Here is a 15,386-nt window from a genome sequence, read left to right as displayed (position 1 = left end):
CAAGGAAATATTAGGACAAAAACACCGATTAGAGTAATAAAGGCTAGTTTAAAGGACTGTTTTGTAAACTTTTTGCGATAAAATGAGGGAATAGATATAGGGCATACTGTTGCTTATTTAATACACAAAAAGACCTTTAATAATAAATAAGAAGGGTTTTACCATTCTGTTTTCGTATTTTTTGCCGATATATTCTAAGATGTAAATGAATTTAACTGGTCAAGGGATAAAAATGAAACTCGATGATGACATTCATAACTATTATGAGCATTTAGTCTTAGAGAAAATCGAAGCCTTAGGTTTCAACCAAAGCAAATCTGCAGACTTCTTAGCAGATCTTACATGCTTAGTGCTTAACCAATTGCCACCTAGATACATTAGACACGAAGTGGATATGGCATTTTATCTACCAGCGTCTGAGAGAAGACAGATGGAAATGAACGTATCTCACGCCGTTAACAATGCAAGTAAATACTTAGAAGCACATCCAAAAACTGAAGAGTAAAGCGAGAGAGAGTAGAATTACAGCTAGATAAATCTGTTGGAGCGTTAATGGAATTGGGTGGCAAGCCCTAGCCACATCTCGGCACATGAGTCCTTTGGTACGGCTGCTCCCTTCCGGGCCTGACCGGGTTTCCAAATTATCATTGCGAGAGAACCAGAGCTCACCATAGAAACCGTCTTGCAATCAAGACGGCGTGGAGTATGCCGATTTCTGCGATTACTTGCAACCGCTTCAATCCAATTTATTTAAATTTTAATTCAGCTAGTTTATCAGCCACCTTTGCAGTAGCGTGCCCGCTCTTATCAGACTCCGCAAAAATAGTAGTCAAAGTTTCACCTATTTGATTTAAATGCTTGCGCAATTTATCTGCATTGCTGTCTGTTCGTTGATGATAGATATCAATGATACCACCCGCATTTATCACATAATCAGGCGCGTATAAAATGCCTCTTTGGGTGAGCTCTTCACCAATTGAGCTAGACGCGAGTTGATTGTTCGCCGCACCAGCGATAATACGTGCTTTAATCGAGTGTATATTTTGCGCATTAATCGCATTGCCCAAAGCACAAGGTGCAAAAACGTCAACATCTAACGAGTCAATATCGGCTACATCAACCTCAGTCGCGCCAAATTCTGCTACCGCTTTATTTACACCATCAGGAAAAATATCAGCAACGTATAATATGGCCCCTTCCCTAGAAAGATGTTCAGCCAGTCTAATACCCACATGACCAATACCTTTTATAGCGATCTTTTTGCCGCGTAAATCAGACTGAAATACGTGTTGCACGGCTGCCTTAATTCCTACAAATACACCATAGGCTGTAGCCGGCGCCGGATTCCCATCAGCCAAGCTCCCATCAAAACTGTACTTCGAAAAAGTCCCACTCACATGCTCGGTACTTTCGCCCATTAAGCAAATATCTGAAACTGCTATACCGGAATCCTCTGCAGTAATGTATTGGCCTTTGAAAGTGTCTACAAAACGTCCCATTGCTTTCATCATTTCAGGAGTTTTATCTTTGCGAGGATCACCAAAAATGACCGCTTTACCGCCACCTTGCTTCAAGCCCGCCATAGCTGCTTTATAGGTCATACCTTTTGACAGTCGCAAAACATCGGTTAGGGCATCTTCAGAATTCGCATAATTGAACATTCTGCAGCCACCTAAACCTGGGCCAAGATTTGTATTGTGTACAGCAATAATAGCCTTCAAACCTGTTTCTTTATCATGATAGAAAGAAACATGTTCATGCTCTGCAAACTCTGGGTGGTCAAAAACTGACATAAATACCTTATTGTTAGAATTGTTGTTATTTAATTTGGCTATTTTTTATGCATTCAATCGTCACTGCGCAGTATACGTTAAACATTCGTCAACCATACATTAAACGCAGTGTTACAAGAGCGATTGTAGCCGATGATGTCGAGGACGTATCTTGCGATTTACACTTGTGATTAAAAAACTTGTTAAATAAATGTATTTATTATTTTCTATTTCTAGGATATCTATCCTATAATGGCGAAGACTTAAGTGATACATCTCACACACGGATAAAAAATGAAGTTAGATAAGTTTGATCGTGAAATTCTAAGAGTAATGCAAAAAGACGCTACCGTATCTATGGCAGAATTAAGCCAATACGTAGGTTTATCTCATACACCATGTTGGCGCAGAGTTAAACGCATGGAAGCAGATGGCGTCATTCGTCAAAAAGTAACCTTGCTCGATAGCAAAAAGCTTAACCTTGGCGTGTCTGTTTTTATATATGTCACCCTGAAAAACCATGACGGTGACTCGCTAGTTGATTTTGAAACAGCTGTTCAAGAAATTGAAGAAATCGTTGAATGTCATACAACAAGCGGTGATAAAGACTATCTCTTAAAAGTAATCGTTGAAAGTATTGAAGAGTATGAACAGCTACTTAAAACTAAATTGACCCACCTACCTTTAGTTGATCACTTGAGCTCGACTTTCGCTTTAAAACAAGTAAAAAACACGACAGAGCTACCTATTAAAAATATATAAGCTCTGTCGCTAACGAATTAGATAGCGTCAATTTGCGCTTCAGGCATCGCCTTTTGAAACGCTTCTAATTCGTTACAGTTATCGTAAATTTTCTGAATGAGCGGGAATTGCTGCATATCAACCTTAAAACGCAGTGCATTATAAACCTGCGGTACAAGGCATATATCAGCTAAGGTCACATCATAGCCATAACAATACTTACCTGAACGTGTTGCTAAACGCTTTTCCAGTGCATTAAATCCTTTCTCTATCCATTTTACACACCAAGCCTGTTTTTGCTCGCTACTGGCATCGTAATCCGATTGCAGGCTTTGTAGGATGCGTAAATTCGTAATGGGTTGAATATCACAGGCTATATCCTGCGCAAACGCTCGAATTCTAGCCCTATCAAGTGTATGAGAAGGTAGCAAAGGAGGAGTATCTGGATATTTTTCATCCAAATACTCAACAATTGCCAGAGACTGGTTTAACACAATATCTGCGTCGTCATCCACAAAAGTAGGCACTAGCATCGACGGGTTCATACTGCTATATGCAGAGCTTTTTTGCTCTCCACCGTCTTTCACTAAATGCACTGGTACATAATCAAAATCTAGTTGCTTGTAGTGCATCGCAATTCTGACTCGATAAGTCGCAGAAGAGCGCCAGTAGCCGTGTAATTTCAGACTCATGCTATCTCCCAGCCTATTTTGCTATTGATGATTTAACTACTTGGTCAATCGCGCCAAAAATGCTTTTTCCATCACGATCAAACATTTCGATGCGAATTGAATCACCAAACGACATGAATGGTGTGGCTGGCTTCCCATCTCTAATGGTCTCAATCATGCGCACTTCAGCGATACATGAGTAACCTACACCACCTTCTTCAATAGACGAACCATGTTCAGTACCTTGTTTATTCGAAACAGTACCAGAACCGATAATTGCCCCAGCACCAAGATTGCGAGATTTAGCCGCATGAGCAACTAATTGTGCAAAATCGAAGGTCATATCTTCGCCTGCTTCAGGCTTACCAAATAAGGCGCTGTTGTAATGTGACACTAGTGGTAGATGTACCTTGTTTTCTTTCCAAGCGTCGTTTAGCTCGTCAGGAGTGACTGCAACTGGAGAAAACACAGAAGAAGGCTTAGATTGAAAGAAGCCAAAACCTTTTGCTAATTCACCCGGAATTAATCCACGCAATGACACATCATTAACCAACATCAACAACTTAATATGGTCACCCGCTTTGTCTGCTGCTACACCCATTGGCACATCATCTGTAATTACCGCTACTTCGCCTTCGAAGTCAATTCCCCATTCGTCAGAAGGTAATAAAACCTCATCACGAGGGCCGATGAAATCGTCAGAGCCACCTTGGTACATCAAAGGATCAGTCCAAAAAGATGCTGGAATTTCAGCTCCGCGAGCCTTTCTAACCAATTCAACATGATTTACGTAAGCGCTACCATCGGCCCATTGAAATGCACGAGGTAATGGGCTTTCACACAGAGATTCATCAAATGTCTCTGCTTTGAGGCTACCAGCGTTGAGTTGTTCGTAACGATCTTGCAGCGCAGGTTGAATTTGCGCCCAATCATCTAATGCTTGCTGCATGGTTGAAGCAATATCTGCCACTTCAATTGTTTGAGTTAGGTCACGGCTAACGAGCATTAACTTGCCGTCTCGTGTGTTATTTTTGTAAGTCGCTAATTTCATTCATTCAACCTTTTTATTATTTCGCGCTGCTTTTAGGATTGTCTTATTATAACGTTGAAAACAGATTGAGACATCTGCATTTTTTGACTTTGGCTGAGTAAATGAATCAAAAAAAAAGCCCCTAAAATAGGGGCTACAGTCATTATTTGTAATTAATACTTTACAGTTGCTTTGCTAATACCATAATCACGGAGCTTATTTGCAATAGCTGTGTGACTCAGGCCCAGCTTTTTGGCTAGTTGCCTTGTGCTTGGGTATGACGGATAAAGCCGTTTCAGTAGGTCTTTTTCAAACTTCTTCACTTCTTGATCTAAAGTACCTTCAAAGTTTTCGTCTATGTAATTAACCGTTGTACTGCAACTAGGCAATTGAATAGCCTCTTTGGTTATTTCATTACCATCCATTAATGCCATTGCGCGATATAACGCGTTTTTAAGCTGACGAACGTTGCCAGGCCATGGGTAAGCTTGTAAATAAGTCACGCAAGATTTACTTAACTTGGGCGAACGAATACCTAATTTATTGCTGTGGTTTCGTACGATGTTTTCAGAGAGCGGTATGATATCGTTTTTACGCTCTCGTAAAGGTGGCAACACTAACGCTAAAACATTCAAGCGATAGTATAAATCCTCTCTAAATGTGCCAAGTTCAACTGCTTCTGCAAGATCTTTGCAGGTAGTGCAGATTATCCGCAAATCTACCTTGAGGGCGCGTGTTTGTCCTGCCTTGCGATATTGTCCATCTTCGATCACGCGTAATAACTTGGATTGCAACTGTTGTGACATTTCTGAAATTTCATCTAGGACTAAGGTTCCGCCAGATGCCAGCTCAATTAATCCTATTTTTGTTTCGAGTCCATTAAATTCATCTTGCTCGATACCAAACAATTCGGTTTCTGCAACATCATCTGGCAAAGATGCACAATTTAATACATGAAATTGACCCTCGGCTCTTGGGCTGCTGTCATGGCATGCTTTAGCAATACTTTGTTTGCCTGTTCCTGATTCTCCGTATATCAGCATGTGGCCTTCCAACTCAGCCATGCGCTTCGCATCGCGAATCACTTTTTTCATCGAAGGGCTAACGGCTTGGAAGGTGTCAAAACAATTGGATGTTGTTTTATTGAATACGGTCACTTGTTGCCCTAAACGCGATTCCGATTTCAATATGACAACCGCCCCAGCCAAAACTGTTTTGTCATTATCGGGAACGTCAACGGGTAAAATATCAGCAATGTAATCTTGCTCAATAAACTTCACTCGGTGAGTCTGTGCAGCAATATCCTTGCGCTCTAACCATTTCGAAATATTGAAACCACTGAGTACTTCGTCTATGTTCAGTTGCAGAATCTGCTCCGGCTCCAGCTCAAGCCCGCTAGCAACAGCATCATTGAACAGGATAATTTTTCCAGAGGTGTCGGTAGAAAAACAAGGATCAGGTAAGGTTTGAAGCAACGCACGCAATTGATTCCGCTCACGCTGAATGGGCATGAAAGGTGTCGTTTTCACATCAGCAATGCCTTTTATCCGGCGGATCTTCGGCATTAAATGTTGAAAGTTTTCAAACTCTATTGTTGGGAAATCGAGAAATATTTTACCCACTTCATCAATTTCTATTCCACGCAGGTCAATGTCATATTCAGTTAGAATATCCAAAACGTCTTGCGTAATTCCAAGCCTATCTTGACAATCTATTTCCAATCGCATGAGTGTATTAGCTACCTGATAAGTCACCGCAGGGTGATAAAAGATTCATTTAATGAAATTTTATACGTGTTTATCTCTTCCAAGATCAGTATAAAGCGAGCGCACTTGTCCAGTCTATTTATTCGTTGCTAAAACAAATAAAACTTGCCCTGCCTTACCAATTAGACAGACAAAGTGCGCAATAGATTTCAACTTAACTTGCTAGTTTATTCTTTGGTGGGAATTTAGGTTCAAACAAACCTAATTTTTTAGCTTCTTCGACAAGTGCCATAATATCCATTTGTGAAATATCAAACAGATTGTCGAAGTCTTCAAGCACATAATACAAAGGTTGCATGATATCTATTCTGTATGGCGTACGTAATACGTCGATAGGGTTTAAAGGGTGCCTTTCCGGAATATCACTTTCAAGCGCGTAATGAGTCTCACCTGGTGAAGATAATATCCCTCCACCGTAAATACGCAATCCATCTGGTGTTTTTAATAGTCCAAACTCAACTGTAAACCAGTACAGTCTTGCTAAATAGGCCCTATCTTCTTTATTCGCCGCTAAACCTAATTTACCATATGTATGTGTAAACTCTGCAAACGCCGGATTTGTTAATAGCGGACAATGGCCAAAAATCTCGTGGAAAATATCGGGTTCTTGTAAGTAATCAAACTCTTCTTTGCTTCGAATGAAGGTTGCAACAGGAAATTGTTTATTCGCCAACAAGGTAAAAAACTCGGTAAAATTGATAAGTGCAGGTACTTCAGCCGTCTTCCAACCCGTTTCACGCATAAGCACTTCGTCAATATCTTTCAACTGTGGGATGCGATCTTTTGTTAAATTTATAAGATCTAGACCCTGCATGTATTGGTCGCACGCTCTACCGGGCAACAAGGTAACTTGACGCTCATATAATTGCTGCCAAATTTGATTTTCTTCATCTGACCATTGAATTATGCCATTTTCGTCTGATTGACGGGAAATGTACTTCGTTTTCTTTGGCGGTGAACTTATCATAACAATTTATCATTCAGTTAATTTCGACAGGAGAATGTTAACTAATTTTTAAGGAACTAGAATGATCTAGCTCATTCTAATCCATATGAAAAATACACACTTTGTAATCTAAAGTTTACACAACTACCATCGGAAGCCACTAAAATAAAAAAATGCCGCACAAAGTGCAGCATTAAAAAGGGAGGGTTGTCTGATATGTATCGGGAGTGACTATGCTTATAGTCTGCTAATTTCTCTATTAATTTGATATTCTCTTGAGGTCACATAACCTTCTAACTTGCGTAATTTAAGTTCCGCGACTCTAAAACGTTCCTGAATATCAAAAAATGCTTCTCTAGGTGGTTCACCTGCTTGCCAAATACGTTTCTTCACTTCTATTTTACGTTCTTGGTTTTTACTCGCTTTGCCCGATGAACGAGAGTACCAGCTTGAATCCCCCCATCGGCTACTTGATGCGGTAGTGCTTTGTTCTTCACCGAAGTGAATGTCGTCAGCATTAGCGGGCTTTTTGTCTAAAATAAACCAAGCCGCAATGTATGTAACAACAACAAATGGACCCGCCATTAAGAAGAAAGCCGTCACGGTTAATATTCTCACCAACCATGTTTCTAACTTAAAGTATTCAGCAATGCCGGCACATACGCCTGCTATTTTACCATTCTCTGGGTCGCGATAAAGTGAGGTTCCGGTGTTCATGCTCTTTCCCTCCATTTCGGTGCTTCTTCGTCTAAAATTGTTTCTAAAGTATGAATTCGTTCTGACATTAACTCTGCTTTCTCAGCTAGCTTCTGCAGTGTTGCAAACTCTTCCTCTGACAAGCCCTGGCTAACTTGTTTTTTACTGCGATAATGCAGAATTAACCAAATTGGGGCGACAAACAAAGTAAATAAAATTAACGGAACGCCGGCAAAAATAACTAATAATTCGTCCACGATATTTCTCCTAGTGGTAGCTTTTTAATGAGAACGTTGCGGCATTCCGTTCGCCGCAACCTTTCTGTTTTTTACCAAGTGTAAACAGGGTTCTCTAATAATGATATTAAGTTTATAACAGATTTACGCTTTCTTTGCTTTCGCAGTTGGCTTCTCTGTTTTCGCCTGCATCTTTTTCTTCAATGCTTCCAATTCATTATCAATCTTGCCACCCGCTTCTAGCTCTGCAAACTCGTCTTTCAGCGTTTTCTTACCAATATCATAAGCTTCTACTTGAGATTCTAAATCATCAATTTTGCGCTCGAATTGTTCGAATTTACCCATCGCAGCGTCAACAGTATTGCTGTCTAAACGCTTCTTTACTTCTAAACGCGAACTTACCGTCTTTTGGCGCATTAGAATCGTTTTTTGACGTGTTTTCGCGTCAGCTAACTTTTCTTGAAGTTGACCTGTTTCACTTTGTAGCTTTTCGAGTTCGCTCTCTATCAAGCTAAGCTCATGCTTCAAAGATTCAACAGATTCTGATGTTTTCTGCTTTTCATGCAATGCTGCTCTAGCTAAGTCTTCACGATCCTTGCTTAGTGCTAACTCTGCTTTTTCCTGCCATTCTGCGACTTCTCGGTTTAAGCGAGAAACTTGGTTGCTGACGTCTTTCTTATTAGCTATCGTTTTGGCAGAAGCCGAACGAACTTCAACTAAAGTGTCTTCCATTTCTTGAATAATCAAGCGAACCATTTTTTCAGGATCTTCAGCCTTGTCTAATAACGCATTAATGTTAGAGTTAATAATATCTGTAAAACGTGAAAATATACCCATCGTCATTTACCTCTGTTGTTTAATCTAAAAATTTATTATTGAACTTGGTATTTACTATTCAATATGCTTGCCAACTTATCAAAACCATCTAACACACTGTTTTAAATAACAAATAATATAATTCAAAGAAATTTAGGATTTTTGTTTTTTTTCAAGTAGACTACATTTTAGTGAAATTGACTAATTTTCAAGGGAATCACAATGAGTCGCTTCAAGCAGCAGGATAATTTACTCGGTCAGGCCAATAGTTTTATGGAAGTGTTGGAGCAAGTCTCCGCTATTGCACCATTGAATAAACCCGTGCTCGTAATAGGAGAACGTGGCACAGGTAAAGAACTAATAGCAGCAAGACTCCACTACTTATCTAAACGTTGGGAGCAGAATTACGTCAAACTCAATTGTGCAGCGCTGAGCGATAGTTTGCTAGAAAGTGAACTGTTTGGTTATGAAGCAGGTGCATTTACTGGTGCCGCAAAAAGACGTGAAGGACGATTTGAATATGCCGACAACGGCACCATGTTTCTCGACGAGTTAGCCAATACTTCAGCGCTTGTACAAGAAAAGCTATTGCGTGTTATCGAATATGGCGAATTTGAACGTGTGGGCGGTACTCGTTCAGTTAAGGTTGATGTGCGCCTGGTTGCAGCGACAAATGAAGACTTACCGTCACTTGCTGCACAAGGCGAATTCAGGGCCGACTTACTTGATCGTCTAGCCTTCGATGTCATCACCATTCCCCCTCTAAGGCATCGACAAGAAGATATTATGATGCTTGCTGAACATTTCGCGATTAGTATGGCACGAGAGCTGGAGATGGATTTATTCAGCGGATTTACATCTAAGGCTAAAAAAACCTTACTTGAGTACGAATGGCCAGGTAACGTTCGAGAATTGAAGAATGTTGTGGAAAGAGCTGTTTATCGCAACAACCCTAATTTACCCGTACATGACATCGTAGTTGATCCCTTTCTATCTGAGTTCCGCCCTCTAAAACGAACGAAAGCGCCGACTACAATTAGCCCTTCATCAACAAACTCAGCACCTATTGATAACAGTGATGTATTGAGTGCTATCGATCAATCCAGTGATGAACAAAGCAAAATTGACGTAACATCGCCAAGTGAACAAACATTTAATTTTCCTATCGATTTGAAAGAGCAATCACAAGACTTCGAAATACACATGATCAACAGTGCATTAAAAGATGCACAATTTAACCAGAAAAAAACTGCAGAAAAGCTCTCATTGACGTATCATCAATTAAGAGGATATTTAAAGAAATACAACTTGTTAGATAAAACCGACGAATAATGACTCTAAACAAACAACCTAGCCTACTAAAAAACACAATATTGCTGAGTGTCAGTTTAATGTTGATGTTAGGTTGCTCAAAACAAAAGACGGAAATAACAAGAGCTGGAATTACGTTTTGTTCTGAGGGTAGCCCGGCTACCTTTAACCCGCAATTAGACACCTCAAGCACCACCGCAGATGCTTCATCGCATCAAGTGTATGACCGCTTGCTCGAATTCAACCCAGAAAACGGTGAGATTGTACCGGGATTAGCCAGTAGCTGGTTAGTTAGCGACGACGGACTTACCTATACTTTCCAACTGCGCAAAGGGGTAAGCTTTCACACAACGAGTTACTTTGCGCCAAAACGCAACTTCAATGCTGACGACGTCATTTTTAGTATCGACAGGTGGCGTGTAGCTTCGCATCCTTTTCACGATGTATCGGGTGGCACCTATCCCTATTTCCAAAGCTTGGGCCTAAGAGGCACCATTAAAGACGTCGCAAGAATTAACGGTTATAGAGTAGAAATATCATTATACAAACCTGATAGTTCGTTCTTAGCTAATTTAGCGACTGATTTTTCGGTTATCTTATCTGCTGAATATGCGATGAATTTGCTAAAGGAGGGTATTCCAAGCAACCTCGACAAATACCCTATTGGGACAGGTCCATACAAGTTTATCAGCTACCGAAAAGACCAATTTATTCGTTATCAACGTCATCAAGATTACTTTTTGGACACAAACGGCCCAAAAAAGTTAGTCTTTGATATTACGCCCAAAAGCTCTTTGCGTGTGGCAAAATTAATTACCGGTGAATGCGATGCTGTTGCCTTCCCTTCACAAAATGATCTTGAAGTTATTCGAGAAAGAGAAGATTTAACCTTATTAGAAAAGCCAGGTTTGAATGTTGGCTTTTGGGCATTTAATACAAGTAAACCGCCGTTTGATAACCCTAAAGTGCGTCGTGCTTTAGCGCTCGCCATAGACAAAACCTCATTACTTGAAGCCATATACTTAGGCCAAGCAACGCGTGCTAAAAGCCTAGTTCCTTCAGCGTCGTGGGCTCATCAATCAAATATGCAAGATATTGGCTATAATCCTATAACCGCAAGGAAACTATTGGACGAAGCAGGTATTCCCTATAATTTCACTATGAACATTTGGGCCATGCCGGTACAACGAGCATATAACCCGAACGCAATGAAAATGGCCCAATTAATGAGTAGTTATTTAGCCGACGTAGGCGTCACTGTCAACATTGTGAGCTATGACTGGACTCGCTTCAGAGAGAATCTGACCTCTGGTATGCATGACTCAGTACTTATTGGCTGGTCGGCTGATAACGGTGACCCAGATAATTTCTATAGGCCACTTCTTACTTGCGCTGCAATTCCTTCTGGCACCAATAGAGCCCGTTGGTGCAATCCTGAATATGATGCTTTGATAGAGAATGCCTTAAAAACAGATGATTCAAATGAACGACGAATTTTCTACCATCGCGCAAACCAAATAATATTCAGAGAAACACCTTTAGTCCCAATTGCGCACGCTTTCCATTACCAAGCCGTCAACAATCAAATTGAAGGTATGACAATAAATCCATTCGGTGGAATTCGATTTGATGATGTGGTGCGCAAACCATGATTAACTTATTACTGCGTTATACAAACCTGATGGTGTTAACTATTGCGGTATTGGTCGTTATCTCCTTTTCACTGGCGTACATGTTTCCCGGTGATACTTTAACAAATATATCGGGAATAGTGCCAGAAACGGACGAGCAGAGAGCAGCGCTAGAAGTAGCATTTAAATTAGATCGTTCGGTATTCGTTCAATTTTGGTATTTTTTAGAAAACTTGGTCAACGGTAACTGGGGCGTCAGTTTTGACTCTCAGGTAAGTTTATTTGATGAAATTAGCATCGCGTTTCCAGCAACCATAGAACTCACAATTTACGCTCTCTTTGTGTCGGTTTTTGTCGGTATCCCATTGGGATTTATTGGTGGTATTTGGCATCATAAACCGTTCGACTTTGGCGTCGTTACCTTCAGTGTGGTCAGTTATTCATTTCCGGTTTTTTGGCTAGCCTTGATATTTATCACCATCTTTTGTTTACAACTGGGTTATTTGCCGCTTTCGGGTCGTGTAAATCTATTGTATGAAATACCTCATAGCAGTGGTTTTATTCTTTGGGATATTCTCGTTGCTGATATACCAAATAAAAATGACGCTTTTCTCGATGCAATTCGACACCTTATACTGCCAACCCTTTCAATTGCGTTAGTAACGACAGCTATTTTCATCCGCTTCACGCGCCGCTCTATTATGGATGAAATGAATAAGGGTTACATTGACGCGGCCAAATCAAGAGGCTTCACGACTAAGCAGATTTTCTTTAAACACGGTTTAAGAAACTCATTACTACCTATATTACCTTTGATGGCGATGCAAATATCAACACTGATCACCAACGCAATGGTAGTAGAAACTATTTTTTCATGGCCGGGCATTGGCAACTGGCTTATTCAAGCGATTTATCAGCGAGACTACCCTGCAATACGAATAGGAATGTTGGTTGTGTCAGTTTTTGTTGTTACCTTAACCATTACCATTGTGTTTATTAGTCGAGCCATCGACCCAGCTAGGGATAAATTCGAACGTGCCGCAGTTTAATCTCTATCAAGAGGAATTCCATCCCTCCCCAATTAAACACATATGGCTTGAATTCAAAAGAAGCCACTTTGCACTGGTTGGTTTCGCTATTCTATTGTTGTTCTGCGCTATCGCAATTTTAGCGCCTTTGTTGGCTCCTTATGATCCCAATGTACAGAACACTAACGCGATATTGTTGCCTCCAGCTTGGGAAGGGAATGGCAGTATTGCGCATATCTTTGGCACTGACACATTAGGGCGTGATGTGTTCTCACGGACCCTGTATGGCTGCCGAGTAACGTTTGGTTCAAGTGTTTTCCTCGTGCTTATCGCTGGTACCATCGGGGTCGTCTTAGGAACCATTGCGGGCATGAATAAAGGGATCAAATCTAGCGTACTGAATCACTTATTTGACTCATTAATGGCCGTTCCTACTCTTCTGATTGCGATTATTATTGTCGCGATATTGGGGACTGGCTTATGGAACAGTATGTGGGCAATTATCTTAGCGCTTATCCCGCAGTTTGTTCATCAAACACGCAGCTTCGTGCGTGAAGAAATGAAAAAAGAGTTTATATTATTAGACAGGCTTGATGGTGCAAGTTCAGTACAGATATTTTGGCATTCCGTATTGCCGGGCATGTTCGAACTGCTCGCTGTGCAAAGCACATTAGCACTGTCAGTTGCGATTATTGATATCTCAGCTTTAGGCTTTTTAAACCTTGGCTCTCAAAGTCCCTTAGTCGAACTAGGCGCAAGTTTGTCGCAAAGCTTAGATGTTGCTTACTCTGCACCTTGGCTAATAGCACTCCCTGGATTCTGTATATTCTTAATGGTGCTTTCTATTAATATTGTAGGCGAAGGTCTTCGTACTGCATTGCGCAACAGGTTGATTCACTAATGCCTCTTCTCGATGTGAAAAATCTAACCCTTGAAATAGACACTGGTTCTGAGTTTGTTAAAGCATTGGATAAAGTCAGTATAACTGTTGAAAAAGGCGAAATAAGAGCCCTTGTAGGTGAGTCTGGTTCGGGAAAGAGTTTAATTGTTAGAGCGATTATTGGCGCCGTCCCTGACCACTGGATTATTACAGCCGACAGATTAACTTGGAAAGGTCAAAACCTACTGTCCATGTCGAACGAGCAACGACGTATCATTATGCGCCGAGAAATTGCCGTTGTTTTCCAAGACCCAACATCATCACTTGATCCTTCGGCTACATTACGTGAGCAACTTGAAGAGAGTATTCCGGAAGAACTTTTAGAAAAAGGCATGTTTTGGCAACGCAATAAACAACGCAGAGAGATTGCAATTGGCCTAATGCACAAAGTCGGAATAAAGGATCACGAAGCTTGCATGCAACGATATCCGCATGAAATAGCCGCTGATATTGCACAGAAGTTCATGATTGCAATGGCATTAGTATCAGAACCTGAATTACTCATCGCCGATGATCCGACAAGAAGTATGGAAAGCACTACCAAAAATCAAATCCTGCGTTTGCTCTCCGGACTAAACGAGACTAAAAAACTGGCGATTTTATTTGTTAGCCATGATCTTTTGGCCATTTCGAGTATGGCTCACACCATGACGGTTCTTTATTGCGGTCAAACCGTCGAGTCTGGAAAAGTGCAACATTTGCATAGTCGACCACTCCACCCTTACACGAAAGCCCTACTTGATAGCGCACCTAGTTTTCAAATTAACTTGCCACCAAAATCTCATTTAGTGGCGCTAGAAGGCACTATACCTACTTTACAGCATCTTCCTATTGGCTGCCGCTTAGGACCCAGATGTCCAAATGCGCGCAAAGAGTGCGTAAAAGTGCCCGAAGAAAAAGCGATGAATCATCATTTATATAGCTGCCATTTCCCTCTTTATTTGCCAGACAAGAATCACTCGGGGAGTAAAGAATGAGTGCAGTATTAGAAGTAAAAGATCTTATTTATCACCACCGTGTTAAGCGCTCTATTTTCAAACCCGCGGATGAATTCATTCTTGGGCCAATTAATTTTGAACTGAATGCAAGAGAAACACTGGCGCTTACAGGTCATAACGGCTCTGGGAAAACACTCTTAGCGAAATCTTTAGTTGGGATCATTAAACCACAAGAAGGCAGCATTCTTCTTGAAGGTGAAGAAGTAGAGCAAAGTGATAAGAAAACTAGAAATCATGATATTAGGCTCATTTTACAACACGGTAAATATAGCCTAAATCCAGCAGTCACTGTGGGCGCGATTCTTAATCAAACCTTACGATTAAATACCGAGTTAAATGAGGAAGAGCGAAAAGTCAAAATTACACAAACACTCTTAAAAGTCGGCTTGTTGCGTGAGCATTACTACTTTTACAGACACATGCTTTCAGATGGGCAACAACAACGTGTATCGCTTGCTCGTGCCATGATACTTGATCCGAAGGTGATTGTGGCAGACGAACCCTTTGCTGCCCTAGATCCATCTGTACGCTCTCAAACGGTTAATTTAATCTTGGACATTCAACAAGAGCTTGGCATGGCATTTGTGTTTATCTCGCAGAACCTCGGCATAGTGCGTCATATTAGCGACAAAGTGATGGTTCTAGATAAAGGAAAAGTGATTGAAGCTGGGGCAACCCAAGATGTATTCAAAAAGCCGCAACATGAATTGACGAAGCGTTTATTTGATTCTCACTTTACTTTGGTAGATAAGCATTTCGAGCAGTTTTAGTTGGTCAATAATCAATAAATACGAATACTTAAAA

Annotated in this window: 16 protein-coding genes and 1 other RNA gene; 8 read left to right on the top strand and 9 right to left on the bottom strand. The window is 40.8% G+C overall.

Going from position 1 to position 15,386, the window contains the following annotated elements:
• Positions 1 to 232 precede the first annotated feature (232 nt).
• A complete protein-coding gene (locus ACKLNX_RS13790) occupies positions 233 to 505 on the top strand; it encodes a late competence development ComFB family protein (protein WP_412972790.1) in 273 nt (90 codons plus the stop codon).
• Positions 506 to 567: 62 nt separating this feature from the next.
• Here ACKLNX_RS13790 and ffs read toward each other — a convergent pair.
• Positions 568 to 664: signal recognition particle sRNA small type (gene ffs / locus ACKLNX_RS13785), an RNA gene on the bottom strand.
• Positions 665 to 746: 82 nt separating this feature from the next.
• Positions 747 to 1,793 carry a Glu/Leu/Phe/Val family dehydrogenase gene (locus ACKLNX_RS13780; RefSeq protein WP_412972789.1) on the bottom strand — a complete coding sequence of 349 codons (1,047 nt, stop codon included), beginning with the start codon at positions 1,791 to 1,793 and terminating at the stop codon, positions 747 to 749.
• Between the two features lie 273 nt (positions 1,794 to 2,066).
• Between ACKLNX_RS13780 and ACKLNX_RS13775 the strand changes: the two genes are divergently transcribed.
• Complete coding sequence (locus ACKLNX_RS13775; RefSeq protein ID WP_411694125.1) at positions 2,067 to 2,534, top strand: Lrp/AsnC family transcriptional regulator; 468 nt, start codon at positions 2,067 to 2,069, stop codon at positions 2,532 to 2,534.
• Positions 2,535 to 2,551: 17 nt separating this feature from the next.
• Here the strand turns inward: ACKLNX_RS13775 and maiA are convergent, their stop codons facing one another.
• The 7 genes from maiA to pspA all read right to left on the bottom strand — a co-directional run bounded on the left by maiA (position 2,552) and on the right by pspA (position 8,695).
• Positions 2,552 to 3,205: a maleylacetoacetate isomerase gene (maiA, locus tag ACKLNX_RS13770; protein WP_412972788.1), complete on the bottom strand. Its 654-nt coding sequence runs from the start codon at positions 3,203 to 3,205 to the stop codon at positions 2,552 to 2,554.
• A 13-nt stretch (positions 3,206 to 3,218) separates the two neighbouring features.
• Positions 3,219 to 4,235, bottom strand: a complete 1,017-nt coding sequence (locus ACKLNX_RS13765; protein ID WP_412972787.1) for a fumarylacetoacetate hydrolase family protein — start codon at positions 4,233 to 4,235, stop codon at positions 3,219 to 3,221.
• A 152-nt stretch (positions 4,236 to 4,387) separates the two neighbouring features.
• On the bottom strand, positions 4,388 to 5,941 hold the full coding sequence (gene tyrR, locus ACKLNX_RS13760) for a transcriptional regulator TyrR (protein ID WP_411694128.1): 1,554 nt from the start codon (positions 5,939 to 5,941) through the stop codon (positions 4,388 to 4,390).
• Positions 5,942 to 6,134: 193 nt separating this feature from the next.
• Positions 6,135 to 6,947 (bottom strand): phenylalanine 4-monooxygenase, encoded by an 813-nt coding sequence (gene phhA / locus ACKLNX_RS13755; protein ID WP_411694129.1) that lies wholly within the window; start codon positions 6,945 to 6,947, stop codon positions 6,135 to 6,137.
• A 216-nt stretch (positions 6,948 to 7,163) separates the two neighbouring features.
• Positions 7,164 to 7,643: a PspC domain-containing protein gene (locus ACKLNX_RS13750; RefSeq protein ID WP_411694130.1), complete on the bottom strand. Its 480-nt coding sequence runs from the start codon at positions 7,641 to 7,643 to the stop codon at positions 7,164 to 7,166.
• On the bottom strand, positions 7,640 to 7,879 hold the full coding sequence (gene pspB / locus ACKLNX_RS13745) for an envelope stress response membrane protein PspB (protein ID WP_411694131.1): 240 nt from the start codon (positions 7,877 to 7,879) through the stop codon (positions 7,640 to 7,642). The genes ACKLNX_RS13750 and pspB overlap by 4 nt, the downstream gene beginning before the upstream one ends.
• Before the next feature lie 123 nt (positions 7,880 to 8,002).
• Complete coding sequence (gene pspA, locus ACKLNX_RS13740; RefSeq protein WP_411694132.1) at positions 8,003 to 8,695, bottom strand: phage shock protein PspA; 693 nt, start codon at positions 8,693 to 8,695, stop codon at positions 8,003 to 8,005.
• 201 nt (positions 8,696 to 8,896) lie between these two features.
• Between pspA and pspF the strand changes: the two genes are divergently transcribed.
• Genes pspF through ACKLNX_RS13710 form a run of 6 tightly spaced genes read left to right on the top strand, consistent with a single transcriptional unit; the run spans position 8,897 to position 15,352 of the window.
• Positions 8,897 to 10,006 (top strand): phage shock protein operon transcriptional activator, encoded by a 1,110-nt coding sequence (gene pspF, locus ACKLNX_RS13735; RefSeq protein WP_412972786.1) that lies wholly within the window; start codon positions 8,897 to 8,899, stop codon positions 10,004 to 10,006.
• Positions 10,006 to 11,637 carry an ABC transporter substrate-binding protein gene (locus ACKLNX_RS13730; protein WP_412972785.1) on the top strand — a complete coding sequence of 544 codons (1,632 nt, stop codon included), beginning with the start codon at positions 10,006 to 10,008 and terminating at the stop codon, positions 11,635 to 11,637. Before pspF ends, ACKLNX_RS13730 begins: the two co-directional genes overlap by 1 nt.
• The gene (locus tag ACKLNX_RS13725) at positions 11,634 to 12,665 is read left to right on the top strand and encodes an ABC transporter permease subunit (RefSeq protein WP_412972784.1); all 1,032 of its coding nucleotides are present in this window, start codon (positions 11,634 to 11,636) and stop codon (positions 12,663 to 12,665) included. Before ACKLNX_RS13730 ends, ACKLNX_RS13725 begins: the two co-directional genes overlap by 4 nt.
• Complete coding sequence (locus ACKLNX_RS13720) at positions 12,652 to 13,545, top strand: ABC transporter permease subunit (protein ID WP_412972783.1); 894 nt, start codon at positions 12,652 to 12,654, stop codon at positions 13,543 to 13,545. The genes ACKLNX_RS13725 and ACKLNX_RS13720 overlap by 14 nt, the downstream gene beginning before the upstream one ends.
• A complete protein-coding gene (locus ACKLNX_RS13715; RefSeq protein WP_412972782.1) occupies positions 13,545 to 14,561 on the top strand; it encodes an oligopeptide/dipeptide ABC transporter ATP-binding protein in 1,017 nt (338 codons plus the stop codon). Before ACKLNX_RS13720 ends, ACKLNX_RS13715 begins: the two co-directional genes overlap by 1 nt.
• On the top strand, positions 14,558 to 15,352 hold the full coding sequence (locus tag ACKLNX_RS13710) for an ATP-binding cassette domain-containing protein (protein ID WP_412972781.1): 795 nt from the start codon (positions 14,558 to 14,560) through the stop codon (positions 15,350 to 15,352). The genes ACKLNX_RS13715 and ACKLNX_RS13710 overlap by 4 nt, the downstream gene beginning before the upstream one ends.
• The last annotated feature ends 34 nt before the right edge of the window (positions 15,353 to 15,386 follow it).

Source organism: Glaciecola sp. MF2-115 (assembly GCF_047250385.1).
Taxonomy (GTDB): Bacteria; Pseudomonadota; Gammaproteobacteria; order Enterobacterales; family Alteromonadaceae; genus Glaciecola.
This window is presented reverse-complemented; position numbering and strand designations above follow the sequence as displayed.

Excerpts from the sequence above, each read along its gene's own strand:
- ACKLNX_RS13790 (WP_412972790.1), top strand. The coding sequence starts at position 233 with ATGAAACTCGATGATGACATTCATAACTATTATGAGCATTTAGTCTTA.
- ACKLNX_RS13780 (WP_412972789.1), bottom strand. The coding sequence starts at position 1,793 with ATGTCAGTTTTTGACCACCCAGAGTTTGCAGAGCATGAACATGTTTCT.
- ACKLNX_RS13775 (WP_411694125.1), top strand. The coding sequence starts at position 2,067 with ATGAAGTTAGATAAGTTTGATCGTGAAATTCTAAGAGTAATGCAAAAA.
- maiA (WP_412972788.1), bottom strand. The coding sequence starts at position 3,205 with ATGAGTCTGAAATTACACGGCTACTGGCGCTCTTCTGCGACTTATCGA.
- ACKLNX_RS13765 (WP_412972787.1), bottom strand. The coding sequence starts at position 4,235 with ATGAAATTAGCGACTTACAAAAATAACACACGAGACGGCAAGTTAATG.
- tyrR (WP_411694128.1), bottom strand. The coding sequence starts at position 5,941 with ATGCGATTGGAAATAGATTGTCAAGATAGGCTTGGAATTACGCAAGAC.
- phhA (WP_411694129.1), bottom strand. The coding sequence starts at position 6,947 with ATGATAAGTTCACCGCCAAAGAAAACGAAGTACATTTCCCGTCAATCA.
- ACKLNX_RS13750 (WP_411694130.1), bottom strand. The coding sequence starts at position 7,643 with ATGAACACCGGAACCTCACTTTATCGCGACCCAGAGAATGGTAAAATA.
- pspA (WP_411694132.1), bottom strand. The coding sequence starts at position 8,695 with ATGGGTATATTTTCACGTTTTACAGATATTATTAACTCTAACATTAAT.
- pspF (WP_412972786.1), top strand. The coding sequence starts at position 8,897 with ATGAGTCGCTTCAAGCAGCAGGATAATTTACTCGGTCAGGCCAATAGT.
- ACKLNX_RS13730 (WP_412972785.1), top strand. The coding sequence starts at position 10,006 with ATGACTCTAAACAAACAACCTAGCCTACTAAAAAACACAATATTGCTG.
- ACKLNX_RS13725 (WP_412972784.1), top strand. The coding sequence starts at position 11,634 with ATGATTAACTTATTACTGCGTTATACAAACCTGATGGTGTTAACTATT.
- ACKLNX_RS13715 (WP_412972782.1), top strand. The coding sequence starts at position 13,545 with ATGCCTCTTCTCGATGTGAAAAATCTAACCCTTGAAATAGACACTGGT.
- ACKLNX_RS13710 (WP_412972781.1), top strand. The coding sequence starts at position 14,558 with ATGAGTGCAGTATTAGAAGTAAAAGATCTTATTTATCACCACCGTGTT.